The 23,322-nt window shown below is 64.5% G+C and carries 30 protein-coding genes; 15 read left to right on the top strand and 15 right to left on the bottom strand.

What is annotated here, in order from left to right:
- The first annotated feature begins 4 nt into the window (after positions 1 to 4).
- Complete coding sequence (locus OZN62_RS09550) at positions 5 to 313, top strand: (2Fe-2S) ferredoxin domain-containing protein (RefSeq protein WP_269099393.1); 309 nt, start codon at positions 5 to 7, stop codon at positions 311 to 313.
- On the opposite strand, the gene OZN62_RS09555 is transcribed toward OZN62_RS09550, so the two are convergent.
- Positions 298 to 642 (bottom strand): hypothetical protein, encoded by a 345-nt coding sequence (locus tag OZN62_RS09555; RefSeq protein WP_269099395.1) that lies wholly within the window; start codon positions 640 to 642, stop codon positions 298 to 300. The genes OZN62_RS09550 and OZN62_RS09555 overlap by 16 nt on opposite strands.
- A gap of 127 nt (positions 643 to 769) precedes the next feature.
- On the opposite strand from OZN62_RS09555, the gene OZN62_RS09560 reads away from it, so the two are divergent.
- From OZN62_RS09560 to xth, 3 genes are read left to right on the top strand one after another with little or no spacing between them, the layout of a single operon-like run.
- Complete coding sequence (locus OZN62_RS09560; RefSeq protein WP_269099397.1) at positions 770 to 1,198, top strand: CBS domain-containing protein; 429 nt, start codon at positions 770 to 772, stop codon at positions 1,196 to 1,198.
- Positions 1,199 to 1,242: 44 nt separating this feature from the next.
- Positions 1,243 to 1,572 carry an iron-sulfur cluster insertion protein ErpA gene (gene erpA / locus OZN62_RS09565; RefSeq protein WP_269099398.1) on the top strand — a complete coding sequence of 110 codons (330 nt, stop codon included), beginning with the start codon at positions 1,243 to 1,245 and terminating at the stop codon, positions 1,570 to 1,572.
- Between the two features lie 10 nt (positions 1,573 to 1,582).
- Positions 1,583 to 2,368 (top strand): exodeoxyribonuclease III, encoded by a 786-nt coding sequence (gene xth, locus OZN62_RS09570; protein ID WP_269099399.1) that lies wholly within the window; start codon positions 1,583 to 1,585, stop codon positions 2,366 to 2,368.
- A gap of 116 nt (positions 2,369 to 2,484) precedes the next feature.
- On the opposite strand, the gene OZN62_RS09575 is transcribed toward xth, so the two are convergent.
- From OZN62_RS09575 to OZN62_RS09620, 10 genes are all read right to left on the bottom strand, one after another.
- Complete coding sequence (locus OZN62_RS09575) at positions 2,485 to 3,150, bottom strand: cell wall hydrolase (protein WP_269099400.1); 666 nt, start codon at positions 3,148 to 3,150, stop codon at positions 2,485 to 2,487.
- Positions 3,151 to 3,355: 205 nt separating this feature from the next.
- Complete coding sequence (locus OZN62_RS09580) at positions 3,356 to 3,697, bottom strand: DUF1491 family protein (RefSeq protein WP_269099401.1); 342 nt, start codon at positions 3,695 to 3,697, stop codon at positions 3,356 to 3,358.
- A gap of 6 nt (positions 3,698 to 3,703) precedes the next feature.
- Positions 3,704 to 4,177 (bottom strand): PaaI family thioesterase, encoded by a 474-nt coding sequence (locus tag OZN62_RS09585; RefSeq protein WP_269099403.1) that lies wholly within the window; start codon positions 4,175 to 4,177, stop codon positions 3,704 to 3,706.
- On the bottom strand, positions 4,164 to 4,625 hold the full coding sequence (locus tag OZN62_RS09590) for a PTS sugar transporter subunit IIA (protein ID WP_269099404.1): 462 nt from the start codon (positions 4,623 to 4,625) through the stop codon (positions 4,164 to 4,166). Before OZN62_RS09590 ends, OZN62_RS09585 begins: the two co-directional genes overlap by 14 nt.
- 110 nt (positions 4,626 to 4,735) lie before the next feature.
- Positions 4,736 to 5,305 carry a ribosome hibernation-promoting factor, HPF/YfiA family gene (gene hpf, locus OZN62_RS09595; protein WP_269099406.1) on the bottom strand — a complete coding sequence of 190 codons (570 nt, stop codon included), beginning with the start codon at positions 5,303 to 5,305 and terminating at the stop codon, positions 4,736 to 4,738.
- A 59-nt stretch (positions 5,306 to 5,364) separates the two neighbouring features.
- Complete coding sequence (gene dnaQ, locus OZN62_RS09600; RefSeq protein ID WP_269099409.1) at positions 5,365 to 6,051, bottom strand: DNA polymerase III subunit epsilon; 687 nt, start codon at positions 6,049 to 6,051, stop codon at positions 5,365 to 5,367.
- A 24-nt stretch (positions 6,052 to 6,075) separates the two neighbouring features.
- Positions 6,076 to 6,684, bottom strand: coding sequence for a dephospho-CoA kinase (gene coaE / locus OZN62_RS09605; RefSeq protein ID WP_269099410.1), 609 nt, complete (start codon positions 6,682 to 6,684; stop codon positions 6,076 to 6,078).
- On the bottom strand, positions 6,681 to 7,538 hold the full coding sequence (gene aroE, locus OZN62_RS09610) for a shikimate dehydrogenase (RefSeq protein ID WP_269099412.1): 858 nt from the start codon (positions 7,536 to 7,538) through the stop codon (positions 6,681 to 6,683). The genes coaE and aroE overlap by 4 nt, the downstream gene beginning before the upstream one ends.
- Positions 7,535 to 8,110, bottom strand: a complete 576-nt coding sequence (locus tag OZN62_RS09615) for a Maf family protein (RefSeq protein ID WP_269099413.1) — start codon at positions 8,108 to 8,110, stop codon at positions 7,535 to 7,537. The genes aroE and OZN62_RS09615 overlap by 4 nt, the downstream gene beginning before the upstream one ends.
- Positions 8,107 to 8,949 carry a pyruvate, water dikinase regulatory protein gene (locus OZN62_RS09620; RefSeq protein WP_269099416.1) on the bottom strand — a complete coding sequence of 281 codons (843 nt, stop codon included), beginning with the start codon at positions 8,947 to 8,949 and terminating at the stop codon, positions 8,107 to 8,109. The genes OZN62_RS09615 and OZN62_RS09620 overlap by 4 nt, the downstream gene beginning before the upstream one ends.
- Before the next feature lie 298 nt (positions 8,950 to 9,247).
- Here OZN62_RS09620 and hemE point away from each other — a divergent pair, with 298 nt between their 5' ends.
- From hemE to OZN62_RS09640, 4 genes are all read left to right on the top strand, one after another.
- A complete protein-coding gene (gene hemE, locus OZN62_RS09625) occupies positions 9,248 to 10,264 on the top strand; it encodes a uroporphyrinogen decarboxylase (protein WP_269099417.1) in 1,017 nt (338 codons plus the stop codon).
- Between the two features lie 31 nt (positions 10,265 to 10,295).
- Complete coding sequence (locus OZN62_RS09630; protein WP_269099418.1) at positions 10,296 to 10,757, top strand: CopD family protein; 462 nt, start codon at positions 10,296 to 10,298, stop codon at positions 10,755 to 10,757.
- Positions 10,758 to 10,958: 201 nt separating this feature from the next.
- Positions 10,959 to 12,215 (top strand): transcription termination factor Rho, encoded by a 1,257-nt coding sequence (rho, locus tag OZN62_RS09635; RefSeq protein ID WP_269099419.1) that lies wholly within the window; start codon positions 10,959 to 10,961, stop codon positions 12,213 to 12,215.
- Between the two features lie 4 nt (positions 12,216 to 12,219).
- Positions 12,220 to 12,672 carry a hypothetical protein gene (locus tag OZN62_RS09640; RefSeq protein WP_269099420.1) on the top strand — a complete coding sequence of 151 codons (453 nt, stop codon included), beginning with the start codon at positions 12,220 to 12,222 and terminating at the stop codon, positions 12,670 to 12,672.
- A gap of 3 nt (positions 12,673 to 12,675) precedes the next feature.
- Here OZN62_RS09640 and OZN62_RS09645 read toward each other — a convergent pair whose 3' ends face one another.
- Positions 12,676 to 13,377, bottom strand: coding sequence for a dienelactone hydrolase family protein (locus OZN62_RS09645; protein ID WP_269099421.1), 702 nt, complete (start codon positions 13,375 to 13,377; stop codon positions 12,676 to 12,678).
- Between the two features lie 67 nt (positions 13,378 to 13,444).
- Here OZN62_RS09645 and OZN62_RS09650 point away from each other — a divergent pair, with 67 nt between their 5' ends.
- The 6 genes from OZN62_RS09650 to OZN62_RS09675 are packed head-to-tail and all read left to right on the top strand — an operon-like array spanning position 13,445 to position 19,285.
- Positions 13,445 to 13,717: a DUF6489 family protein gene (locus OZN62_RS09650; RefSeq protein WP_269099422.1), complete on the top strand. Its 273-nt coding sequence runs from the start codon at positions 13,445 to 13,447 to the stop codon at positions 13,715 to 13,717.
- Positions 13,718 to 13,720: 3 nt separating this feature from the next.
- Positions 13,721 to 15,004, top strand: coding sequence for a tRNA uridine-5-carboxymethylaminomethyl(34) synthesis GTPase MnmE (gene mnmE, locus OZN62_RS09655; protein ID WP_269099423.1), 1,284 nt, complete (start codon positions 13,721 to 13,723; stop codon positions 15,002 to 15,004).
- Positions 15,005 to 15,043: 39 nt separating this feature from the next.
- Positions 15,044 to 16,897, top strand: a complete 1,854-nt coding sequence (gene mnmG / locus OZN62_RS09660; RefSeq protein WP_269099424.1) for a tRNA uridine-5-carboxymethylaminomethyl(34) synthesis enzyme MnmG — start codon at positions 15,044 to 15,046, stop codon at positions 16,895 to 16,897.
- On the top strand, positions 16,894 to 17,538 hold the full coding sequence (gene rsmG / locus OZN62_RS09665; protein ID WP_269099425.1) for a 16S rRNA (guanine(527)-N(7))-methyltransferase RsmG: 645 nt from the start codon (positions 16,894 to 16,896) through the stop codon (positions 17,536 to 17,538). The genes mnmG and rsmG overlap by 4 nt, the downstream gene beginning before the upstream one ends.
- Positions 17,535 to 18,311 carry a ParA family protein gene (locus OZN62_RS09670; RefSeq protein ID WP_269099426.1) on the top strand — a complete coding sequence of 259 codons (777 nt, stop codon included), beginning with the start codon at positions 17,535 to 17,537 and terminating at the stop codon, positions 18,309 to 18,311. Before rsmG ends, OZN62_RS09670 begins: the two co-directional genes overlap by 4 nt.
- A complete protein-coding gene (locus OZN62_RS09675) occupies positions 18,308 to 19,285 on the top strand; it encodes a ParB/RepB/Spo0J family partition protein (protein WP_269099427.1) in 978 nt (325 codons plus the stop codon). The genes OZN62_RS09670 and OZN62_RS09675 overlap by 4 nt, the downstream gene beginning before the upstream one ends.
- A 60-nt stretch (positions 19,286 to 19,345) precedes the next feature.
- Here OZN62_RS09675 and OZN62_RS09680 read toward each other — a convergent pair whose 3' ends face one another.
- A complete protein-coding gene (locus OZN62_RS09680) occupies positions 19,346 to 20,353 on the bottom strand; it encodes a YMGG-like glycine zipper-containing protein (RefSeq protein WP_269099428.1) in 1,008 nt (335 codons plus the stop codon).
- A 119-nt stretch (positions 20,354 to 20,472) separates the two neighbouring features.
- Entirely contained in the window at positions 20,473 to 20,955 is a 483-nt protein-coding gene (locus OZN62_RS09685) for a GAF domain-containing protein (protein WP_269099429.1), read from the bottom strand.
- 61 nt (positions 20,956 to 21,016) lie between these two features.
- Here OZN62_RS09685 and OZN62_RS09690 point away from each other — a divergent pair, with 61 nt between their 5' ends.
- The gene (locus tag OZN62_RS09690) at positions 21,017 to 22,480 is read left to right on the top strand and encodes a PQQ-dependent sugar dehydrogenase (protein WP_269099431.1); all 1,464 of its coding nucleotides are present in this window, start codon (positions 21,017 to 21,019) and stop codon (positions 22,478 to 22,480) included.
- 3 nt (positions 22,481 to 22,483) lie between these two features.
- Here the strand turns inward: OZN62_RS09690 and OZN62_RS09695 are convergent, their stop codons facing one another.
- A complete protein-coding gene (locus tag OZN62_RS09695; protein WP_269099432.1) occupies positions 22,484 to 23,311 on the bottom strand; it encodes an ATP-binding protein in 828 nt (275 codons plus the stop codon).
- Positions 23,312 to 23,322 lie beyond the last annotated feature (11 nt).

Below are 23,322 nucleotides of genomic sequence, written 5' to 3' on the forward strand. Positions count from 1 at the left end.
CGACGTGATCGAGCGGCATATCTTCATCTGCGCCCTGTCCGACAAGGGGAAGTGCTGTCAGCGCGACGTGGGCGAGCGTTCGTGGAAGTACCTCAAGCGACGCCTCAAGGAACTCGGCCTTGCCGGCAAGGGCGGCATCCAGCGCACCAAGGCCGACTGCCTGCAAGTGTGCGAGGCCGGGCCGATCGCCATCGTCTGGCCGGATCGCGTATGGTATCATTCCTGTTCGGAAGAGGTGCTGGAACGGATCATCCAGCAACACCTGATCGGCGGGACGCCGGTCGAGGAATTCCGGCTCTACCCCGAATCCTGATCGCGCCAGCCGATGGTGCGGCGATCCTTCGGCTTCTGCTGCGGATCAAGCTCGTCGAGCGAATTCTCTACCGAGGCATCATGCCCGGTGCCGCTGGAGAGGAAGACCAGCCCCATCAGCGCGCTCATCAGCAGCATGGAAAAGCCGATGCCCAGCGCCGTGGCGATGAAGAAGTGCGGCGAAACCTCGTCCACCTGCCGATAGATGATCACCAGCGCGATGATCACCACGCCCAGCGTGATGCCCATCATCAGCCGCATCAGCCGCCGGAACCGCGCCCAGGCGAATGCGGCGTTTTCCGGATCGTCGAGGGGGGATCGCTTCGCCATGGGGCGCGCCATGCCCTTTGCCGCGCGTGCTGGCAATGGCGACCAAGATCCGATTTGCGCAGGCCAGCCCACTCGTGGCACAATCGCGGCAAGCTCCGCCAAGTGAGTCCAGAACAGGAGAGCATGCATGTCCGTCCGCAAGATCCTCGAAGGTCGCGATCCCGCGGTAGTTTCCTGCACCCCGCAAGACAGCGTCCACACCGCCGCAAAACTGCTGGCGGAGAAACGCATCGGTGCGCTGCCGGTGCTCGAAGGTGGTGGAATCGCGGGGATCTTTTCCGAACGTGACCTGCTCTACTGCGTCGCCCGCGACGGCGCGAGCGTACTGGAGCGGGCCGTGAGCGAAGTCATGACGTCGCCGGCGATCACTATTGAAGCCGATACGGACGCGCTGAAGGCCCTGTCGCTGATGACTCGGCGCCGGATTCGCCACCTTCCGGTGTTGGATGGCGGGGCCATGGTCGGCTTCGTTTCCATCGGCGACCTGGTGAAATATCGCATGGGCATTATCGAGGCCGAGGCCGAGCAGATGCGCGAATATATCACCAGCGCCTGAGACTGGTGCTTGAGAGGGCGGCTCACCGCTCCTAGATAACCGGCATGACCACGCCCCTCACCCTTACCGAGTCCGCCGCGACGCGTGTCGGCCTGATTGCCAAGAAGCAGGGCAAGCCTGCCGTGCTGCGCCTGTCGGTCGAAGGCGGGGGCTGTTCGGGCTTCCAGTACAAGTTCGACCTCGACGATGGCCCGGAGACCGACGACGTGGTGAGCGAGACCGCCGGCGTGAAGCTGGTGGTCGATCCCGTGAGCCTGGAACTGGTGGCCGGCAGCACCGTCGATTTCGTCGAATCGCTGGGTGGTGCGGCCTTCCGGGTGGAAAATCCGAACGCGGCGGCAGGTTGCGGTTGCGGTTCCAGCTTCGGCATCTAGGGTCGCAGGCGTGAAAATCGCCAGCTTCAACATCAACGGTATCAAGGCGCGCCTGCCGCGCCTCAAGGAATGGCTCGAGGAAACGCGCCCTGCGGTTGCCTGCCTGCAGGAAATCAAGAGCATGGACGAGAACTTCCCGGCCAGCGAGTTCGAGGACATCGGCTACCAGGCGATCTGGCACGGACAGAAGAGCTTCAATGGCGTGGCGATCCTCGCTGACGGACAAGCGCCGGTGGAGAAGAAGCGCGGCCTCGGCATCGACGGACCCAACGACGGTGAAGGCGAACAGGCGCGCTACCTCGAAGCCGACGTCAACGGCATTCGCGTGTGCAACCTCTACTTACCCAACGGCAATCCGCAGCCGGGGCCGAAGTTCGACTACAAGCTGGACTGGATGAAGTTGCTGCGCGAACGGATGCAGGAACTGCTCGCCGCCGAACAGCCGACCGTGGTGCTGGGCGACTTCAACGTCATCCCGGAAGACAAGGACGTCTGGTCTGTGAAGGCCATGGCCGACGACGCGCTGATGCAGCCCGCATCGCGCGATGCCTACGCACGCCTCTTGGGCGATGGCTGGACCGACGCGATCGACACGCTCAACCCGCGCGGCGGGGTATGGACCTATTGGGACTACCAGGCCGGTGCCTGGCCCAAGGACCACGGCTTCCGCATCGACCACCTGCTGCTGTCACCGCAGGCGGCAGACCGCCTCGTCGCCGCCGGCGTCGACAAGGAATATCGCGGACGCGAGAAGGCCAGCGATCACGCCCCCGTCTGGGTAGAGTTGAAAGATTGAACGCGCGCCGCGGTCGCCCGAGCGACCACAAGGCCAAACGGTCATCCGCAGCGGGCGCAGCCGTGCGGCGTCGCTAGCGCGGACGCTCCGGCGGATGCCGGAGCGAAACGCAAACATTACCGATAGAAGATGTGCCGGTTGATCGTGGCGCGCGCGGTCATGCGGCCGGCCCAGCGCGGACGCACGTAAGTCGCGTGGAAATAGAGCGAGTCTTCGGCTTCACTCTCCCACAGGTCGCGGTGCGCGATGCGGGCGATGGCCTTGGCGCGATCCCAGGCGGCCGAACCGTGGTTCGGGGTGGGAATGCGACCGCCGCGCACGAAGGAGAACTGCGCGCGCTGGGTGACCACCGAGCAGTAGTCGTCCGGGAAGAGCGCGCTTTCGGCACGGTTGATGACGACCGTGGCCACGGCCAGCTGGCCATCCAGCGGCTCACCACGCGATTCGAAATAGACGGCCTGCGCGAGGCACATCATGTCACGGCTCAGTTCGCCATCGGTATCGATGGTGGAAACCAGTTCGCGCAGGGATGCAGCGTCGCTGGCCTGGGGAGCTTCCTCGGCGGATTCTTCCGGCACATCCTGCACGACTTCGTTCATCACGAAGCGGATGGCGGGTTCGGAACCCTCGAGGGACTCGGCAATTTCATTATCGACCGTTTCGAGCACTTCGGGCTCCGCCTGGTCCTGGGCAATGGCGCCGCTACCGCTGGCGCCGAAACTGGTGGCAATCAAAATGGCAGCCAGGGCGCCCGCCCCGACGTGCTTGTTAGCAATCTTCATCGATCCCGTTGCTCAGGGCGGTGAGAGACACATGCAGGCCTGCGGATGCGGTACTTGTCAGTTCCGTCTATTCCCCGCGATCCGTCCCTAACGGACCTGCTGGTCGTCTCCCCGTCTGCGCGCTGTCCAGCCTCGCCTTATTGCGATACCAAACAACCTACGCTCTCGGAAAGTTGCGGGGCAGATAGCTTCAAAAGTTGCGATGTCAACTAATAGACGAGTCGAGTCCGAGAAATCTTTCTGCGTTCTCGATGTCCAGCTCAACGATCCAGAGGTCGTCGTCCTGCTTCCCCCGACGCTGGTACCATTCGGTGAAATCCAGCGGGTTTTCAGGGTCTTGCTCTTTAGATTGCGTCCATTTGCGGGTGCCGTCGAGCTGCGGCATGCGCTCGTAGGCGCGCGCCGGAGTGGCCCGGTGGCAACACACGACCATGATTGTCCCCGCGTCGCGTTCACCCTTTGAAATTACCATTCCGAAGCCGCCGGCGGTCTCCACCGCGCGGATCAGGCCGGTAACTTCCAGGTGAGCGGGAATGCGATCATCCATGCGCGGTCATTCGGGCTGGTGGTATCCGGGCAGGCCCGACAGCGCGATGTGCGAGCGCATGAAGGTGCCCGTGCCACGGCCGATTTCCTCGCCTTCCTCGTCGGTAAGGTGTGCTTCGGCGATGAAGACCCGCCGTTTGCCGCTGATCCAGCGCCCCTCGGCCACGACCCTGCCGGTGCGCAGGGGCTTGGTGAAATGCAGGTTGAAACCGGTGGTCAGCAGGAATCGATCCGACACCAGCGAATTGGCCGCGTAGAAGGCGGCATCGTCGAGCATCTTGAAATAGAGCGTGCCGTGCGTCGCCCCGGCAGCATGAAAGAAGCGCTCGTTGGCGGTGAAGCTTATGCGGGCGCGGCCCGGTTCGGAAATTTCAAGCCGCGATTCGAACAGGTCGTTGATCGGCGCGGAGGCGTAGAGCTGCTCCAGCGCACGGAAATGCGCTTGCTGACCGTTTCCGGCAGGTGCCTCAGGCGGCGTCACGATCCGTCACATTGGTGAGCAAACCGTAGAGCGCCTCGTCATCGGGGGCATCGCTCAGGGCGTCGTGCACGCGCTCGTCACGAGCAAGCCGCGAGATCGCGGCCAGCGCATGCAGGTGGGTCGCACCGCTGTTCGCCGGGGACAGCAGGCCGAAGACGAGGTCTACCGGCAAGCCGTCGGCAGCATCGAAATCCACCGGGCGTTCCAGCTTCAACATCGCGGCGATCGGCCGGCCCAGTTCGGGCAGGCGCGCGTGCGGAATGGCAACGCCGCGGCCGAAGCCGGTGCTCCCCAGCTTCTCGCGTTCTTCCAGGTGCTCCTGCACCAGCACGGGATCGAGCGACCATGCTTCGGCGAACACACGGCTCAGGGTTTCGAGGATGTCGTCCTTGCTCTCGGCCTGCGTCACGCGGACCGATTCGGGCTTCATGGCGAAAACGGAATCCATAGTCTCAACAGTCTTGCATCGTGTCGCCGCCAACGCACTGCGCCGGCAGAGAAGTTAATACTCTAGCTCCCAAAGGTTCACCACATCCTAGCGTCGTTCGCGAGTGGTTCTTAGGCCGGTTCAACCCATCCGATCGAGCCGTCTTCGCGGCGATACACCATATTATGCCGCCCAGTTCCAGCATTTTTGAAGAACAGGGCGTTGGTATGGCGCAAGTCGAGCAGCATTACCGCGTCGGACACGCTGACCTCGGGCACGTCGATTCGGGTCTCGGCGATAACCGGCGGCGACTCTTCTGCCAGCTCTTCTTCGCTCTCCAGCTCTTCGGCGGCAAAGATGGTATAGGCGGCCTCTTCCTCGCGCGCCGCGTGGGCGGCTTGCTCGTGGCGGTCTTTCAGCCGGCGCTTGTAGCGGCGCAGCTGCTTTTCGATCTTGTCGGCCGCCTGGTCGAAGGCGAGATGCGCGTCCTGCGCCTGGCCGTGGCTCTTCAGGATAAGTCCATGATTTACATGGAGAACGATATCAGCCGCGAACCCGTTGGCCGGAGCCTTTCCGAAGGTGACGGTGGATGAAAGCGCGCGACTGAAATGCTTGTCTACTATGGACTCAAGTCGGTTGGATGCGTGTTCCTGTAATGCTGCCCCGGTATCCACCTGATGTCCCGACACGCGAATATCCATGTGCGCTGGCTCCTTCTGTTATCGTTATACTCTAGCAGACCCGATGTGGGATCACACCCTCAAGACGTCCAGAGCGGAGATTCAAACGATTCCAGAAAGGCTTTGTGCCGAGCAATTTCCTCATCGCTGGGCTGGTGCGGGCGCGGAGCGCGATATTCGCCCAGTTTCGGGGCGAATCGAGTCGCCGTGACCGTCCCCTCACCGGTGTTGTCGACCGCCAGCTGCAGGCCGATCTGTCGGCCGCCGGTAAGTTCGACATAGACCTGCGCCAGTAGTTCGGCGTCGAGCAGGGCGCCGTGCAGCGTACGGTGGCTGCGATCGATTCCGTAACGCGTGCAAAGCGCATCGAGCGAATGTTTCGCACCAGGGTGCCGACGGCGGGCCAGGACAAGCGTATCGACCATGCGTTCGACATGTACTTCGCCATGACCACACTGCGTCAGCTCGAAATTGAGGAAGCCGAAGTCGAACTGCGCATTGTGGGCCACCAGCGGATCCTCGCCGATGAATTCCAGCAGGTCGTGCACCCTCTCGGCGAACAGCGGCTTGTCCGAGAGGAAGGCGGCGGACAGGCCGTGGACCCTCTCCGCCTCGACCGGCATGTCGCGCTGCGGATTGAAATATTCGTGGAAGGTGCGCCCGGTGGCGACCCGGTTGACCATCTCGATGCAACCGATCTCGACCAGCCGGTCGCCAGTCAGCGGGTCCAGCCCGGTGGTTTCGGTATCGAAGATGATTTCACGCATGAGTCCAATATCGCCCCGGTGTACCTAATCGCGCAAGTCGGCGCGCAGCTTGTCCACCAGAGCCTGCACCTGCGCCGCGGTATCCGCCAGCGTGGTGCCGGTATCGATCACGTAATCGGCGCGGGCGCGCTTGTCCGCGTCGGGCATTTGCAGCGACAGGATCTGCGCGAACTTCTCTTCCGTCATGCCGGGGCGCGAGAGCACCCGCTCGCGCTGCACCTCTGCCGGGGCAGAGACGACCACGACCTTGTCGACCGTTTCCGCGCCGGTCTTCTCGAACAGCAGCGGGATGTCGAACACCACCATCGGTTCCGCTGCATGCCGCGCCAGGAATTGCTCGCGGGCTTTCGCCACCGCGGGGTGGACGATGGCTTCCAGCCGCGCCAGTGCATCGGGATCGCCGAACACCATCGCCCCCAGCGCATCACGCCGCACACCTTCGTGACCGGTGGAGCCGGGGAAGGCCGCTTCGATTTCCGGCACCAGCGAACCACCCGGTCCTTGCATCCGGCGCACTTCGGCGTCGGCATCGAAAACCGGCACGCCAGCATCGGCGAACATCGCCGCGACCGTGCTCTTGCCCATGGCAATCGATCCGGTGAGGCCGACGATGCAGGGCTGGTCGCCGGTCACTGGCTGAGAATCCGGCGCAGGGCGTCGTCCTTGTCGGCGCGTGGCGGCGCCTGGCCGAAGAACTTCTCGAACGCGACCGCGGCCTGGCCGATCAGCATGGCGAGCCCATCAATCGTGCGGAAGCCCTGTTCGCGCGCCCGCTGCAACAAGGGAGTGTCGAGCGGGGCGGTGACGATATCGTAGACGATACTGCCCGGCGGCACGTGGGTGAGATCGAATTCGAGCGGCGGCTGTCCCGTCATGCCCAACGGGCTGGCGTTGACCACCAGGTCGAAACAGCCTTCGCGGTCGTCGAATTCGAAGTCGGTCGCGTCGGCAAAGTGGGCGAGCGGCGCTACATGGTGCTGCCCTTCCGGGGCCAGCTCTTCGAGGATGGACCGCGCCTTGGCCACACTGCGACCGGCCAGCACCACGGTTACACCCTCCCCTGCCAGTCCGGCGACGATGGCCCGCGCTGCGCCGCCCGTGCCAAGCACGCGCGCCATGCGGAACAGGTGTGGCTGCGCCAAGTCCGCCCGCAGCGGTTCGAGGAAGCCGGGTGCGTCGGTGTTGTAACCCGTCAACCTGCCATCCTGCTCGCGCACGATGGTATTCACCGCGCCGATCTTCTCGGCGAGCGGGTCGAGACGATCGAGCAGGGGGATCACCGCCTGCTTGTGCGGCATGGTGACATTGCAGCCGAGCCAGTCGGCATCCTCGGCGCGCTCGTGCAGGTAGGCCGCGAGGTCATCCGGCTTGACCAGGCAGCTGTCGTAATGCGCATCGATTCCCAACTGGCCGAGCCAGTAGCCATGGATCGCCGGCGATTTCGATTGTGCAATCGGATCGCCAATCACCTCGGCATAACGTGTCATCGCGGCAATTCCCCCAAATCGCGCAAGGCTTCGAGCACCGGCAGCAAGGGCATGCCGAGCACGGTAAACTGATCCCCTTCGATCCGCTCGAACAATTGCACACCGCGTGCCTCGATACGGAAGACGCCGACGCAGTGGCCGACCTCGGGCCATTCAGCATCAAGATAGGTTTCGATGAAGTTATCGGACAACTGACGGACGGACAGCGTGGCAAGGGCAGCCTGGCGCCAGACGATCTTGCCATCATGCGCGATGGCGGCGGCCGAGTGCAGCTGCATGGTACGACCGGAAAAGTGGCGTAGGTGCTGTGCTGCCTCGTCCCGGTCGCGCGGCTTGTCGAAGCGGCGATCGCCCACGACGACGAGGGAATCGCTGCCCAGCACCGGGCGAGGATCCTCGATGGCGAGAGCTTTCGCCTCGGCCAGCGCGAGCGCCACCTGGTCCGGGCGCGCACCTTCCAGTCCGGCCTCCAGCCCACGCTCGTCGACATTGGCCGGCACGGATTCGAACGCCACGCCGGCCGCTTCCAGCATCGCGCGCCGGGAAGCCGATTTCGATGCCAGCACGATCATATGGGCTTGGTTCCCGATTGCCGCGCGCCGCGTTCCTGCCGCTCCTGGTAGAGCTTGATGATCGCTGCTGCGGACTCCTCGATCGAGCGGCGGGTGACATCGATCACCGGCCAGCCGTTGTCAGCGAACATACGGCGGGCGAAAGCCACTTCCTTGGCGACACGCTCCTCGTCGACATAGGCGGTAGTGGTCGTCTCGTTCAGCGAGAGCAGCCGGTTGCGGCGGATCTGGATCAGCCGCGCCGGCGCGGTCGTCAGCCCCACCACCATCGGGTGCTTCAGGTTGAAGAGGGAATCGGGTGGCGGGCTCTCCACCACCAGCGGGATGTTGGCGACCTTGTAGCCGCGGTTGGCGAGATAGATGGAGGTCGGCGTCTTCGAGGTGCGCGACACGCCTGCCAGCACGATATCGGCTTCTTCCCAGTCCTCGTGACTGATACCGTCGTCATGCGCGATGGTGAACTGGATGGCATCGACGCGCGCGAAGTAAGCCTCGTCCATGCGGTTCTTCCCGCCAGGCCGGCCATGCGCCTCCTGCCCCAGCCGTTCCTCCAGCGCCGCGACGATCGGGTCCATCACCGAGACATGCGGCAAGGCCAGTTGGCGGCAGGCGTCTTCCAGTCGCTTGCGCGTCGTCTCGTTGCTGAGCGTATAGAGGACAAGGCCGGGGTTGGTCTTGAAGTCGTCCATGATCCGCTCAAGGTGCTGGACCGAGCGGACCATTGGCCAGAAGTGGCGCTGAACATCGGCATCCTGGAACTGGGCCAAGGCTGCCTTGGCCAGCATTTCCAGCGTTTCGCCGGTGGAGTCCGAGAGGAGATGGAGATGCAGCCGGGCCATGTGGATAAGCCCCGGCATAAACCACGGGAGCGTTTTGCGGACAAGCTGTCGATGCAGTTAACCCCGGTTCCGAACCGGATTCCCGAGACGAGTCATGGACAAGCAAGCGTGCTTTTGAACAGTCTGGGGATTACGGGGAGAACTATGACTCGACTCAAGCTTTGTCAGGAGTCGCGGACTTCGGGACGGGTGTTCAAGCCGGGAGAATTCGGGCAAAGGCGCGCAATCCCCGCAATCCACAGGGCCAACAGAGTCCTGAATCCTTATTAAATATATATATTTTTGATTGGACTCATCGATGCCCGGTCCTCTTCTCGACAATCTTGCCGGCCAGCGGACGGACAGGCGGCCCGTATGGCTCATGCGCCAGGCTGGTCGGTACCTGCCCGAATATCGCGCCCTGCGCGCGGAGAAGGGCGGCTTCCTCGAGCTGGTCTACGATAGCGAGGCCGCGGCAGAGATTACCGTGCAGCCGATCGACCGGTTCGGTTTCGACGGGGCGATCCTGTTTTCCGACATTCTGATCGTGCCGCATGCACTGGGGCAGGACCTGTGGTTCGAGGCCGGCGAAGGCCCGCGCCTGGCGCCGCCGCTGGTCGACGGGGTCTGGCAGGGCCTGGAAAAGGCCTTCCATCATTTCGACCCGATCTACCGGACCGTGGAGCTGGTGCGCCAGCGCATCGGCCCGGATGTGACCATGCTCGGCTTTGCCGGGTCGCCGTGGACGGTCGCCACCTACATGGTCGCCGGCGCCGGGTCGAAGGACCAAGGCGCTGCCCGCAGCCTGGCCTGGCGCGATCCGGCGGCCTTCCAGTCGCTGGTCGATGCGATCGAGGCGGCAAGCATCGAATACCTTATCGGCCAGATCGATGCCGGGGCGGAAGCGGTGCAGCTGTTCGACAGCTGGGCCGGTTCGCTTTCGCCATCGCAATTCGAGAAGTGGGTGATCGCCCCCAATGCGCGACTGGCGGCTGCCATCCGCGAAGCCCGCCCCGGAATTCCGGTGATCGGCTTTCCGAAAGGGGCAGGCGCGAAATTGCCCGCCTACGCGCGCGAAACGGGTGTCGATGCCCTGGGGATCGACGAGACGCAGGATTCGGCCTGGATCGCCTCCCAGCTGCCCGCAAACATGCCTGTGCAGGGCAATCTCGACCCGATGCTGCTGCTGGCAGGCGGCGCGGCGCTGGAATCCGAAGTGCGGCGCATCTGCGATGCGTTTGGTGATCGGCCGCACGTGTTCAACCTCGGCCACGGGATCGACAAGGAAACCCCCATCGCCCACGTCGAGCAATTGCTGGCGCTGCTCAGGGGATGACGCGGCGCCCGTCGACAACTAGATTGGCTCTATGCAGGAAGCGCTCGCCATGACCTATCTCTGGCTCAAGGCCGGCCACATCATCTTCATGACCTTCTGGATGGCGGGCCTGTTCATGCTGCCGCGGCAGATGATCTACATGCATGGAACCGCGCCAGGTTCTCCCGAGGAAGCGGCCTGGGCCAGGCGCAGCGGTCTGCTGCGCAAGATCATCCTCTCGCCCAGCCTGATCGTGGTCTGGGTGCTGGGTCTGATGATGGCCTGGTCGCGTGATCTCTGGCTGGTGGTCTGGTTCGATCTGAAGCTGCTGGCGGTGATCGCCCTCACGGGTTTTCACGGCTGGCTGGTCGGCAAGTCGAGGGCCATGGCGGCGGGCGAGCGTCCGCTGACCGAAAAGCAGCTGCGCGCCTGGGGTGAATTTCCCGGCGTTGCGCTGGCGGTGATTGTCATCCTCGTGGTAGTCGGCCAGGTGGCGCTCCCCGGTCGCTGGTAATGTCGCTGGCAATCGCCAGCCCGTTCTGAATCCGTGCCGGGTGACCCCAGCCATGCGATTTGCGAATTGACCGGCCCAGCCGAACACCATATCTGCTGACTCCTCACCGGCTACAGGTCGCGGCACGAACCGGCGACCGGGTCTGCTTTCTCCAAGCCCAGATGGCCCGCCGGCATCCTAACCAATTGGAATATTTGAAAAATGCATCTTAAAGAACTCAAGCAAAGGACGCCGGCAGAGCTTGTCTCGATGGCTGAAGAGCTGGGCGTCGAAGGCGCCAGCACCATGCGCCGGCAGGACCTCATGTTCGCCATCCTCAAGGAAGTGGCGGAAGACGGCGAGGAAATCCTCGGCATCGGCACGATCGAAGTGCTGGCCGATGGCTTCGGTTTCCTGCGCTCGCCCGAGGCGAACTACCTCGCCGGTCCTGACGATATCTATGTCTCGCCCAACCAGGTCCGCAAATGGGGCCTGCGCACCGGCGACACGGTGGAAGGCGAAATCCGCGCGCCCAAGGATGGCGAGCGGTACTTCGCGCTTACCAAGCTGAAGGAGGTCAACTACGAAGACCCCGAGGCTGTTCGCCACCGCACCAATTTCGACAACCTGACGCCGCTCTATCCGGACGAGCGGCTGAAGCTCGATACCAAGGATCCGACGGTCAAGGACAAGTCGGCCCGCGTGATCGACCTGATCAGCCCGCAGGGCAAGGGCCAGCGTTCGCTGATCGTGGCGCCGCCGCGTACCGGTAAGACGGTGCTGCTGCAGAACATCGCCAAGGCGATTACCGACAACCACCCGGAAGTCTTCCTGCTGGTGCTGCTCGTCGACGAGCGCCCCGAGGAAGTCACCGACATGCAGCGCAGCGTGAAGGGCGAGGTGATTTCCTCTACCTTCGACGAGCCCGCCGCCCGCCACGTGCAGGTGGCCGAAATGGTCATCGAGAAGGCCAAGCGCCTGGTCGAGCATAAGAAGGACGTGGTGATCCTGCTCGACTCGATCACCCGTCTCGGCCGTGCCTACAACACCGTGGTGCCCAGCTCGGGCAAGGTGCTGACCGGCGGTGTCGACGCCAACGCCCTGCAACGGCCCAAGCGCTTCTTCGGTGCTGCGCGTAACATCGAGGAGGGCGGTTCGCTCTCCATCATCGCCACCGCGCTGATCGATACCGGCAGCCGCATGGACGAAGTGATTTTCGAAGAGTTCAAGGGCACCGGTAACAGCGAAATCGTGCTCGACCGCAAGGTGGCCGACAAGCGCATCTTCCCGGCACTGGATGTCGGCAAGTCCGGCACCCGCAAGGAAGAGCTGCTGGTCGACCAGGCCACCCTTTCCAAGATGTATGTCCTGCGCCGCATCTTGATGCAGATGGGCACGGTCGACGCGATGGAATTCCTGCTCGACAAGATGAAGGATTCCAAGACCAACGAAGACTTCTTCGAGACGATGAACCAGTAACATCATGGGCGAGGGTTTGCAGGCACAGACCGGCAACCTCGCCCAGATCGCTGTCATCACGTCGCGCCCGGAAGCGCTGGTTATCGCCAGTGCTCTCGAACATGCAGGTGTGCCGGTATGGATTGACGGCATGCACCACGCCTCGGTCGACCCCCTGTTGGTTGCGCTTGGCGGACACCGTCTGCGCGTGCCGTCCGGTCAATATGGCGAGGCGAGCGATATCCTGCGCGAGATCGGCTTGCCGGACGCACCGGTAAGCTATCTGGGACAACGACGAGCGGTAACGCGGTTTCTCGCCCTCTATGTCGGCACCTTGTTCGGTTTCGTCTTCCTCGGATTTCTCTTTACCGATATTCCCAAGACTTACTTGCAGCTCCCCGTATTCATGGGACTGGGCGTGCAAGTCGATCCGCGCGGGCCGAACGAGTATTCGCTGGCGCCGCGCGCGAGGGACTAGTCGCTAACCCAGGTGCTCGGCGAAGAATTCCGCCGTGCGGCTGTCCGCCAGCTCTGCCGCCTCGTCATTGCGACGCTTGCCGAACTCGGTGGCGAAACCGTGGTCCAGCCCCTCGTAGTCGTGCAGCGTCACCTTGGGGTGGCTGTCCAGCCCCTTGTGCATGGCTTGCTGCACTTCCGGGCCGACGAAGCCGTCTGCCGTGGGAATATGCAGCATCAGCGGATTGGCGATGGCCTCCTTCTCGCCAAGCAGGCCATCGATCCCCACAGCGTAATAGCCGACACTGGCGTCCACATCGGTGCGTGCCGCCGTCATGTAGGCGAGGCGCCCGCCGAGGCAGTAGCCGACGGCGCCGACCTTTCCCTTCGCCGTCAGGTCACGCGCGTAATCGATGGTTGCCTGGATATCGCGGATGCCGGCATCCTGGTTGAACTTGCCCATCAGCCCCAGCGCGGTCTGGAATTCGGACTCGATATCGGGATCCAGCTCTACCCCTGGCTGGAGGCGCCAGAACAGGTCGGGCGCGATGGCGAGGTATCCCGCTTCGGCCAGCTTGTCGCACTTGCGCCGGATGCCGGCATTCACGCCGAAGATTTCCTGGATCACCAGGATTGCCGCCCTCGGTTCTCCTTCCGGACGGGCCACGTAGGCATCGAAAGAGCCTCCGTCTTCGGAAAGGGTAGCAATCTTGACTGTCTCACTCATATAAGACTCTCCGTTGGGACGTTGGGCGTGTGCGCTATCTACGCGCGAGTTTTGAAAGGTGTCCGTGATGAAGGTCAATATCGAGATCGACTGTTCGCCCGAAGAGGCGCGCCGCTTCATGGGGCTTCCCGATGTCGACAAGGCCAACGCCGTCTATGTCGACACGATTGCCAAGGCGATGAAGGGCGTCTCGAACACCGAGCAGCTTGAACAGTATGCGAAGCAGCTCGCGCCGATGGGGCAGATGGGGCTGAAGATGTTCCAGAGCTTCGTCGAGGGCGCACAGCGCAATGCCGCAGCCGCTTCCCGCGTCGACGAGGATGACGAAGACCGGGACTGAGCCATGGACACGATCTTCGCGCTTTCTAGCGGGCAGCCGCCTGCGGGGATCGGTGTTATCCGCGTTACGGGGCCGCAAGCACGCCTCGCTGTCGAGACGATTGCCGGCAAGGTGCCGGAGCCGCGCAAGGCCATGCGCGCGCTGTTTCGCGATTCCGCCACGGTTCCACGTGAAACACTCGACGATGGACTGGTGCTCTTCTTCCCCGGGCCGCATTCGGTGACCGGAGAAGACCTGGCCGAATTCCATTGCCATGGCGGTCGGGCGGTCATCGCCGCGATGGAGCAGGCGCTCGGCAATATCGCTGGCTGCCGCCGTGCCGAGCCGGGCGAGTTTACCCGCCGTGCCTTTGCCAGCGGGCGCATCGACCTTTCCGAGGCCGAGGGCCTGGCGGACCTGCTATCCGCCGAGACGGAGATCCAGCGACGCAGCGCCATTCTGACTGCGGGCGGTGCGCTCTCCCGACAGGTCGAGGAGTGGCGCGAGGAACTGCTGCGCCTGTCCGCACAGGTGGAGGCGGTGCTCGACTTCGATGACGAAGACGATGTCGGTGGCCTGCCCGGCACCTTTGCCGCTGCGCTGGCTGCCTTGCAGGACAAGATTGCCAAGGCGCTGGAAGCTCCGCATGCGGAAACCCTGCGCGAGGGCTACCGGGTAGCTCTCGCAGGCCCGCCGAACGCTGGTAAATCCACACTTTTCAATGCCTTGGTGGAAAGCGAAGCGGCCATTACGGCGGAAATCGCCGGGACAACCCGCGATGTGCTGACCCAGTCGGTTGCCATCGCTGGCATCCCGTTCACCTTCGTCGACATGGCTGGTTTGCGGGACGAAAGCGGCGATGTGATCGAGGCGATCGGTATCGGCCGGGCGAGGGAAGAGATTGCCCGCGCTGATCTTGTCCTCTGGCTTGGCCCGGAAGGTGAGGGTCCGGAGGGGGCCTGGGAGATTGCGGCACAAGTCGACAACCCCTCGGTCCCGCCGAAGGCCGTGCCCGACTATCGCATTTCCGCGCGGACGGGCGAGGGGATGGATGATCTACGCAAGGCTCTTATCGAGCGTGCGCGGGAGGCGCTTCCTGCTCCCGGGGTCGCGGCTCTGAACCAGCGCCAGCGCCAGCGCCTGGGCGAAGCCCTGGAGGCGTTGAAGGGTGCTTGCGAAGTGGAAGACCCCTTGCTGGTTGCCGAGAACCTTCGTCGGACCCGGCAAGCCTACGACGCCCTAGTCGGGCGCACCTCCACCGAGGACGTGCTCGACGCCCTGTTTGGGCGCTTCTGCATCGGGAAATAGCCTGTTCCACGTGGAACATTTGCTCTATCGGCTGCGGCCATGAATTCATTCGATGTCATCGTTGTGGGCGGCGGACACGCCGGTTGCGAGGCAGCGGCAGCCGCAGCCCGCATGGGTGTGCGCACCGCGCTCGTCACCTTCGACGCCGATGCTGTCGGGGCGATGAGCTGTAACCCGGCGATCGGGGGCCTCGGCAAGGGACACCTCGTGCGTGAGGTCGATGCCTTCGATGGTCTGCTTGGGCGCGCGGCCGACGCCGGCGCCATCCACTATCGCATGCTCAATCGTTCCAAGGGCAGCGCCGTTCAGGGCCCCCGCGTGCAGGCGGATCGCAAGCTGTTCAAGGCAGCTGTGCAGGCGGTGGTCTCGCGGCAGGACAACCTGTTCGTGGTCGAGGGAGAGGCCGCCGAACTCCTGTTCTCCGGCGAGCGTGTCACCGGAATTCGCCTGGCTGATGGATCGGAACTGACTTCGCATGCAACCATCCTTTGCACCGGCACTTTCCTCGGGGGCACGCTGTTCCGGGGTGAGGAGCGCTTTGTTGGCGGCCGTATCGGAGAGGATTCGGCGCAGAAACTGGCTGAGCAGATGCGCGGTGCCGATTTGCCCATGGCGCGCCTCAAGACCGGCACACCGCCGCGCCTCGACGGGCGGACCATCGATTGGGCACGACTGGAAGAACAGTCATCGGACGCCGATCAGTGGACCATGTCGCCGCTTACGCGTGAGCGCGTGAACCCGCAGGTATTCTGCGCCATTACCCGCACCAACCCGATGGCCCACGCCATTATTGCGGATAATCTCCACCGGTCGCCGCTCTTTACCGGGGCGATCGATGCGGCCGGGCCGCGCTATTGCCCCTCCATCGAGGACAAGATCCATCGCTTTGCCGACCGGGACGGTCACCAGGTCTTCCTCGAACCCGAGGGTCTCGATACGCACCTCATCTATCCCAATGGCATCAGCACCTCGCTGCCCGTCGATGTGCAGCTCGCCATGCTGCGGGCGATGGAGGGTCTTGAGCAGGTGGTGATGGAGGTGCCGGGCTATGCCGTCGAATACGACCACATCGACCCGCGCGCCCTCGGCAGCGACCTGCAGCTGAAAGCAATGCCAGGGCTCTATTGTGCCGGGCAGATCAACGGCACGACCGGATACGAGGAAGCGGCGGCCCAAGGGCTGGTCGCCGGCCTCCATGCGGCCTGCGCGGTGCTGGACAAGGCCCCACCGGCGCTGGACCGGGCGAACAGCTATATGGCGGTGATGATCGACGACCTGACCCTGCATGGCGTCAGCGAGCCCTATCGCATGCTCACCGCGCGGGCGGAGTACCGCCTGCGGCTCCGCGCCAACAACGCCACGTCACGCCTGACGCCGCTGGCCATGGAGGCTGGTTGTGTGGGCAAGGAGCGGGCGGAGTGGTTCGCCCGCCGCGAGGAAGAACGTTCCACGTGGAACACTGCGCTCGATCGCGCCGTGCTCGCCAAGGACCTCGACGATGCGGGTGTGCCGGTGCGCCGGGACGTCGGCCGCAAGAGCCTGTGGGAATGGCTCGCCCAGTCGGGCATTACCCTCGAGGCGCTAGCCCCATGGCTACCAACCGAGTGCGATCCTCACAGCGATCTCGCCGAGGAATTGGCGGAGGATGCCGCCTATGCGCCCTACCTCGCTCGGCAGGACGCGGAGCTGCGCGACCTGCGCAGCAGCGAAGCGCTGGAACTGGGGGACGACTTTCCCTTCGCCGATGTCCCCGGCCTGTCGAACGAGATGGTCGAACGGCTGTCGACCGCTCGTCCGCGGAACCTCGCGGCGGCGGGCAGGGTGCGCGGCATCACTCCGGCGGCGCTGGCGGCGCTGCTGGTCCATGCCAAACGCAGGAATCGTGCTGCATGATCACCACTGAAGAGGAAGCTCGCGCCTTCTGCGCCGCTCGCTGCGATGCGGCGGCAATGCTGCGCCTTGACCGGTTCATTCCCATGCTGGTCGAGGAGAACAGCAGGCAGAACCTGGTTTCGAAAGCCAGTCTCGACCATGTCTGGACGCGCCACCTGGCGGATAGCCTGCAATTGCTCGATCACGTCCCGGCAGATGGTGGAGGGGTATGGCTCGATCTCGGCAGTGGTGCCGGGTTTCCCGGTCTCGTCCTCGCATTGGCGCATCCCGAATGGCCGATTGTCCTCGTCGAATCGCGCAAGCGCCGAGTCGAATGGTTGCAGCGCGTTTGCGACGAATTCGACCTCGAAAACTGTACGGTCGTGGGCTCCCGCCTCGAAAATGTGGAAAGCTTGCCAGCAGGCGTAATCACAGCGCGTGCCTTCGCTCCGCTTGGTAAACTTCTCGAGTTATCCGCCCGTTTTTCCACACAGGCGACCACATGGTTGTTGCCCAAGGGGCGCTCGGGGGCGATTGAATTGAGTGAACAACCGGCGGTGATTCGGAATATGTTCCACGTGGAACAATCGGCAACCGATCCGAGCGCCGCAATCCTGGTCGGTAAGGGCCAGGTCAGGCAGGGGAGGGCCACGCGCTCATGATCGTAATCGCCATCGCCAATCAGAAGGGCGGGGTAGGCAAGACCACCTCGGCCATCAATATCGCCACGGCGATGGCGGCAAGCGGCTGGCGCACCCTGCTTATCGACCTCGATCCGCAGGGCAATGCCTCCACCGGCGTCGGCCTGGGCGCCGCAGAGCGCGAATACTCGAGCTACGACGTGCTGGTGGACGAAATGCCGCTCGATGAGTGTGTCGTGCCCTCGACCATTCCCGGCCTCGACCTCGTTCCTGCTACGGTGGACCTGAGTGGCGCAGAGGTGGAGCTGGTGGGCGTCGAAGACCGCACCCAGCGCCTCAATCGCGCCCTGCAGGCCCACAAGGGACATGACATCGCCTTTATCGACTGTCCGCCGTCGCTGGGCCTCCTGACGCTCAATGCGCTGTGTGCGGCGGATACGCTGCTGGTGCCGCTGCAATGCGAATTCTTTGCCCTCGAGGGCCTCAGCCAGCTGCTGCAGACCGTCGAGCAGGTGCAGCAGCGCTTCAACCCTGATCTTGGTATCATCGGCGTGGCCCTGACCATGTTCGACCGGCGTAACCGGCTGACCGACCAGGTGGCCGACGACGTGCGCGAATGCCTGGGCGATCTCGTCTTCGAAGCCGTTATTCCGCGCAATGTGCGCCTGTCCGAAGCGCCGAGCCATGGGCTTCCGGCGCTGATCTATGACCATTCATGCCCCGGCAGCCGCGCCTACATGGCGCTGGCGCGCGAATTGATCGGTCGACTGCCCGAAGAGAGGAAAGCGGCATGAGCAAGGCCAAGAACGCCGATAACGACACCGCCACCCGCGCTCCTGCGCCGCGCCGCAAGCTGGGCAAGGGCCTTGGCGCCCTGATGGGCGAAATGAAGCGGGAGGAACCGCTGGTTGCTCCGCGTCCGGCCAATACGTCCGAAGCCCCGGCCAAGGGGGCGCCGCGCGCCGATGGCCTCGCCAACCTCGCCGTTGCCGACATCGAGCCGCACCCGGACCAGCCGCGCCGCCAGTTCGATGACGAGGGGCTGGCGGAGCTGGCCGCCTCGATCGCGGCGCGCGGAGTGATCCAGCCGGTGATCGTGCGGCCGTTGGCTTCCGGCAAGTACCAGCTGGTGGCCGGCGAACGCCGCTGGCGTGCCTCTCAGAAGGCACAACTCCATGAAATTCCAGCAATAATTCGCGATCTGGGTGAGCGCGACGTTATGGCGCTGGCGCTGATCGAGAATATCCAGCGCGAAGATCTCAACCCGGTGGAAGAGGCGCGCGCCTACCAGCGTCTCGCCGAGCTGGAAGCGATGACGCAGGCCGAAATCGCCAGCTTGGTCGAGAAATCGCGCAGCCATGTCGCCAACCTGCAGCGCCTGCTGTCGCTGCCGGACGAGGTACTGGACCATCTTGAGGCCGGACGGCTCGACATGGGCCATGGTCGCGCGCTGATCGGGCTGGAAAATGCCGCGGAACTGGCCAAGCGGGCGGTGAAGGAGCGTCTTTCGGTCCGCGAGGTCGAGAAGCTGGCACGCAAGAGCCGTGACGGTGACAGTACGCCGAACCGGCGCCAGGCTCGCCCGCCGCGCGACACGGTCAAGGACGCCGATATCGCAGCGGTCGAGAACCACCTCGAGGAATTCCTCGGCCTGCCGGTGAAGATTACCACCGATGCCGACCCGCGCTCGGGCCAGGTGACCGTGAAGTTCCGTACACTGGACCAGCTGGACCTGATCTGCCAGCGCCTCACCGGCGGCGGAATCTAACTGTAAATCAGATATTTAAGTCAGGATGGAGTTGCGCGGCGCAACTTCATCCCGGCCATTTCACCCGATCGGGGTAACCTTGCCCTGCGGTTCCGGCTGCGGGGCCGGAGCCGGGGCTGCTGCCGGAGCGGGAGCAGGGTGTGGTCGATGCGGCGGAATGGCCCGGCGCGCGGTCGGTGCAGGGTGGTGTGCATCCATGTCGATCCACTCCTCGCGGATCCGAACGTTGCAATGCGGCCCATGGCGATGGCCCGGATAGCCGTGCGGGGCAGCGGCGACGGCCTGCACCATCATCACCGGCTGCGCATGGCCATGGCCATGGCCATGGTAGCCCGCGCCACCGCCCATTTCGTAGCGACGCAGGTAGGCATCGCAGTAGCGCGCGGCCCACAGCTCGTTGGCATCGACTTCGCCGTCGCCGTCACCGTCGAGCAGCGAACCGATGGCTGCGCCGGCGAGGCCGCCGACACCGGCGCCGATCAGCGTGCCGGCAAGGCGATCGCCGTCGGCAATGCGATTTCCGGCCACACCCCCGGCGACTGCACCCAGAATCCCGCCGATCAGCGCGCCATCGGCGTCACGGTCATCATGGTCGCGGTAGCCGCCCGCGTCGGCCATCAGCAGGCGACATTCGGCGAGCCACTGCTCGCGCTCGGCCATGGTGTAGCCCAGGCGGCCGTCGGGCGAGGCACCCAGCGGGCCACGCTGGCGACGGATGATACGGACATGGTGCTCACCTTCGGTCTCGCGCCAGCCGCGCCGCTCGTCCAGCAAAAGGACCCGCCCGTCATCGGTGACGAAGCGACCCTGGCCGATGAAGGTGCCGACATACTGGCCGTGCAATTGCTGGCCGTCCGGTGCCGTGTAGGTGCCGTTCCACATGCCGCGCCAGGTATCGCCGTCCTGCCAGTGGCCTTCCCACTCGCCGTCGTAGACGCCTTCATCGGTCTCGATCACGACCTCCCGGGTCTGATGCGGGCCGTGCGGGCCGTGCTCATGCGCGGCAGCGGAGGTGGCGGTGGCGATCATGGCGGCACTCGCCATGAGCAGGGTGAAACGGGTCGACATTGCGCGGTTTTCCCTCATGCGGAATCGGGCGGATTCCCGGTTAACCCCGCATTTACCTTGAAAAGGCGCGGAATCCCACGGTTCGCACCGAAGCTGTCCCGCTTCGGGTCACTACCGGGTCAGACGCGGTCGGAGAGCAGTCGTGCCAGCGCCTCGATCCCGTCGCGGTCTTCCGCGTCGAAACGGGCCAGGTCCGGGCTGTCGAGGTCGATCACGCCGATCACTTCCCCATCGCGCTTGATCGGCACGACCAGTTCGGAACGGCTGGCCGCGTCGCAGGCGATGTGGCCGGGGAAGGCGTGTACGTCCTCCACCAGCTGCGTCTCCCCGCTCTTGGCGGCGGCACCGCAGACGCCCACGCCCAGCGGGATACGGATGCAGGCCGGGCGGCCGACGAAGGGGCCAAGCACCAGTTCACCCTCGACCATGCGATAGAATCCGGTCCAGTTGCAGTCCGGCAGGAATTCGCCCAGCAGCGCGGCCACATTGGCCATGTTGGCCACGGCATCGGGTTCGTCCGCGGTCACGGCATCGGCGGCGGCCAGCAGGTCGCGGTAGAGATCGGGCTTGGATGCGCCGGGCGCGGGAGCGAAGTCGAACATGCGCGCCATCTAGCGAGCAAATCCGTTGCCGCAAGGCCGTGGCTCGCCTAATCCTGCCGGCATGAGCACTTTCAAGAAGATCCTGATCGCCCTCCTGCTCCTGCTGTTGCTGGCCGTTGCCGTCATCTGGTGGCTGTTCCAGGGCGATACCGCGCAATTGTCGCTGGAAGAGACCACCGGCACCGATCCGACGCTCGCGCAGCCCGATCCGCAGTTGGTCCCCACGGTGGAAATCGCCGAACCGATCGGCTGGGGCGAGGATGGCGCTCCGACGGCGGCCGAAGGGCTGGTGGTGAACCGCTTTGCCGAGGGCCTCGACCACCCGCGCGTGATCTATGCCATGCCCAACGGCGATATTCTCGTCACGCTCACGCGTGCGCCGGAAACCGAGATCGCCGGTGGCTGGCTGACCAATTTCGTCGCCGGCATCCTGTTCAGCGAAGCCGGTTCGGCAGGTTCGTCGCCCAACCAGCTGGTGCTGCTGCGCGATACGGACGAGGACGGCGTGGCCGACGAGCAGCACGTGCTGCGCGAGGATGATCTCGATTCGCCCTCCGGCATCGCCTGGGCGGACGGCAATCTCTACATCGCCAATCACGACGAAGTGCTGCGCTTTGCCTACGAGGAAGGGGCCAACGAGGTTACTGGCGAACCGGAAAAAATCGCTGACCTGCCGCCTGCCGGCAATCACTGGATGCGCAATATCATCCTCTCCGACGATGGCACGCGGCTCTACGTCGCGGTCGGCTCGGCCTCCAACATCGGCGAAGGCGGGATGGAGATCGAGGAAGGCCGCGCGGCGATTCACGAGCTGAACCTCGAATCCGGCAATGCCCGCATCTTCGGTGCTGGCCTGCGCAACCCCAACGGCATGGCGTGGAACCCGTGGACCGGCGAGCTGTGGACCACGGTGAACGAGCGCGACATGCTCGGATCGGACCTGGTGCCCGATTACATGTCCAACGTGCCGATCGGCGTGCACTACGGCTGGCCGTGGGTCTATTATAACAACGTGGTGGACGAGCGCGTGGAAGCGCGCATGCCGCGTTACCTCACCGAATACACGCGCACCCCGCAATATGCGCTGGGCGCCCACGTCGCCCCGCTGGGGCTGGTCTTTACCGAGGAAGGCACCACGATGGGCGAGAATTTCGGCCCCGGCGCCTTCATTGCCCGCCACGGTTCGTGGAATCGCAAGCCCGCCGCCGGTTATGACGTGGTCTTCGTGGCCTTCGACGAGCGCGGCAACCCCACGGGGCTGCCGATCAACGTGCTGGAAAGCTTCCTCACCGGCGAAGGCCAGACCTACGGTCGCCCGACCTGGGTGGAATGGGACCGCACCGGCGCGCTGTTGGTGAGCGACGACACCGGCAACATCATCTGGCGCGTCACCGCTCCGGGTGCAGAGGGTGCCGCCGCCATCGAGCGCAACCGTGGCGAGCGCCTGCCGCCGCGTCGTCAGCTGCGTGGCGACCCGGCTCGCGCCTTCGAGGAAGGCGCGATCAGCCCGGAAGACATCATGTAGCTGTCAGCGGATGCGCTTGCCCGCGCGTCCGGCCAGTTCGGTGATGAAGTGCCAGGCGATGCGGCCCGAACGGGCTCCACGCCGCTTGGCCCATTCCAGCGCCTCGGCCTCGTTCAGCTCCAGCCCGTATTCGGCGGCATAGCCGCGCAGGATATCGAGGTAATCGTCCTGGCTGGCATTGTGGAACCCCAGCGAGAGGCCGAAGCGGTCCGCCAGGGCGAGGTTGTCGTCCACTGCATCGCGCGGATTGATCGGATCGTCCTGCTCGCTGCCGTGGCGCGGCAGGATCGCACGGCGGTTGGAGGTGACCGCGAGGCGGACATTCTCCGGTCGGGCCTCGACGCCACCGTCGAGCCAGCTGCGCAGGTGGCGCGGCGAGGTGGTATCCCCCTCGGCAAAGCCGAGATCGTCGATGAAGACGAGGAAATTGCGCTCTACCTTGGCCAGTTCCGCGAACAGGTCCGGCAATGTCGACACCGCGTCGGTGGCGACCTGTACCAAGGCAATGTTGCCGCCCTTGTCCTGCGCATCGGCGACCGCGGCGCGCAGGAGGGCGGACTTGCCCATGCCGCGCGATCCCCACAACAGCATGTCATGCGCTGGATGGCCGGCGGCAATCCGCGCGACATTGGCGGTGACGGCGGCCTTCTGCCTGTCGATACCGCGCAGCAGCTCCAGCGACGGCGCCTCGATATGGCCCACGCGGCGCCCGGTCTGTCCGTCCCAGACATAGGCCGGGCGACCGACCCAGGCGATGCGGGATTCGGGCGGCGGCGAAAGGCGTTCCAGTGCCGCCGCGATGCGGGCGAGGAGTTCGGCTTGGTTTTCCATCGCCTTCGTCC

Origin of the sequence: Aurantiacibacter sp. MUD11, assembly GCF_026967575.1 — a bacterium.
Lineage (GTDB): Bacteria > Pseudomonadota > Alphaproteobacteria > Sphingomonadales > Sphingomonadaceae > Alteraurantiacibacter.

Bases quoted from the DNA above. Each gene is read 5' to 3' on its own strand.
- OZN62_RS09555 (WP_269099395.1), bottom strand. From the start codon at position 642: ATGGCGAAGCGATCCCCCCTCGACGATCCGGAAAACGCCGCATTCGCC.
- OZN62_RS09560 (WP_269099397.1), top strand. From the start codon at position 770: ATGTCCGTCCGCAAGATCCTCGAAGGTCGCGATCCCGCGGTAGTTTCC.
- erpA (WP_269099398.1), top strand. From the start codon at position 1,243: ATGACCACGCCCCTCACCCTTACCGAGTCCGCCGCGACGCGTGTCGGC.
- OZN62_RS09575 (WP_269099400.1), bottom strand. From the start codon at position 3,150: ATGAAGATTGCTAACAAGCACGTCGGGGCGGGCGCCCTGGCTGCCATT.
- OZN62_RS09580 (WP_269099401.1), bottom strand. From the start codon at position 3,697: ATGGATGATCGCATTCCCGCTCACCTGGAAGTTACCGGCCTGATCCGC.
- OZN62_RS09590 (WP_269099404.1), bottom strand. From the start codon at position 4,625: ATGGATTCCGTTTTCGCCATGAAGCCCGAATCGGTCCGCGTGACGCAG.
- hpf (WP_269099406.1), bottom strand. From the start codon at position 5,305: ATGGATATTCGCGTGTCGGGACATCAGGTGGATACCGGGGCAGCATTA.
- dnaQ (WP_269099409.1), bottom strand. From the start codon at position 6,051: ATGCGTGAAATCATCTTCGATACCGAAACCACCGGGCTGGACCCGCTG.
- aroE (WP_269099412.1), bottom strand. From the start codon at position 7,538: ATGACACGTTATGCCGAGGTGATTGGCGATCCGATTGCACAATCGAAA.
- OZN62_RS09615 (WP_269099413.1), bottom strand. From the start codon at position 8,110: ATGATCGTGCTGGCATCGAAATCGGCTTCCCGGCGCGCGATGCTGGAA.
- OZN62_RS09620 (WP_269099416.1), bottom strand. From the start codon at position 8,949: ATGGCCCGGCTGCATCTCCATCTCCTCTCGGACTCCACCGGCGAAACG.
- hemE (WP_269099417.1), top strand. From the start codon at position 9,248: ATGCCCGGTCCTCTTCTCGACAATCTTGCCGGCCAGCGGACGGACAGG.
- OZN62_RS09630 (WP_269099418.1), top strand. From the start codon at position 10,296: ATGCAGGAAGCGCTCGCCATGACCTATCTCTGGCTCAAGGCCGGCCAC.
- rho (WP_269099419.1), top strand. From the start codon at position 10,959: ATGCATCTTAAAGAACTCAAGCAAAGGACGCCGGCAGAGCTTGTCTCG.
- OZN62_RS09640 (WP_269099420.1), top strand. From the start codon at position 12,220: ATGGGCGAGGGTTTGCAGGCACAGACCGGCAACCTCGCCCAGATCGCT.
- OZN62_RS09645 (WP_269099421.1), bottom strand. From the start codon at position 13,377: ATGAGTGAGACAGTCAAGATTGCTACCCTTTCCGAAGACGGAGGCTCT.
- OZN62_RS09650 (WP_269099422.1), top strand. From the start codon at position 13,445: ATGAAGGTCAATATCGAGATCGACTGTTCGCCCGAAGAGGCGCGCCGC.
- mnmE (WP_269099423.1), top strand. From the start codon at position 13,721: ATGGACACGATCTTCGCGCTTTCTAGCGGGCAGCCGCCTGCGGGGATC.
- mnmG (WP_269099424.1), top strand. From the start codon at position 15,044: ATGAATTCATTCGATGTCATCGTTGTGGGCGGCGGACACGCCGGTTGC.
- rsmG (WP_269099425.1), top strand. From the start codon at position 16,894: ATGATCACCACTGAAGAGGAAGCTCGCGCCTTCTGCGCCGCTCGCTGC.
- OZN62_RS09670 (WP_269099426.1), top strand. From the start codon at position 17,535: ATGATCGTAATCGCCATCGCCAATCAGAAGGGCGGGGTAGGCAAGACC.
- OZN62_RS09675 (WP_269099427.1), top strand. From the start codon at position 18,308: ATGAGCAAGGCCAAGAACGCCGATAACGACACCGCCACCCGCGCTCCT.
- OZN62_RS09680 (WP_269099428.1), bottom strand. From the start codon at position 20,353: ATGTCGACCCGTTTCACCCTGCTCATGGCGAGTGCCGCCATGATCGCC.
- OZN62_RS09685 (WP_269099429.1), bottom strand. From the start codon at position 20,955: ATGTTCGACTTCGCTCCCGCGCCCGGCGCATCCAAGCCCGATCTCTAC.
- OZN62_RS09690 (WP_269099431.1), top strand. From the start codon at position 21,017: ATGAGCACTTTCAAGAAGATCCTGATCGCCCTCCTGCTCCTGCTGTTG.
- OZN62_RS09695 (WP_269099432.1), bottom strand. From the start codon at position 23,311: ATGGAAAACCAAGCCGAACTCCTCGCCCGCATCGCGGCGGCACTGGAA.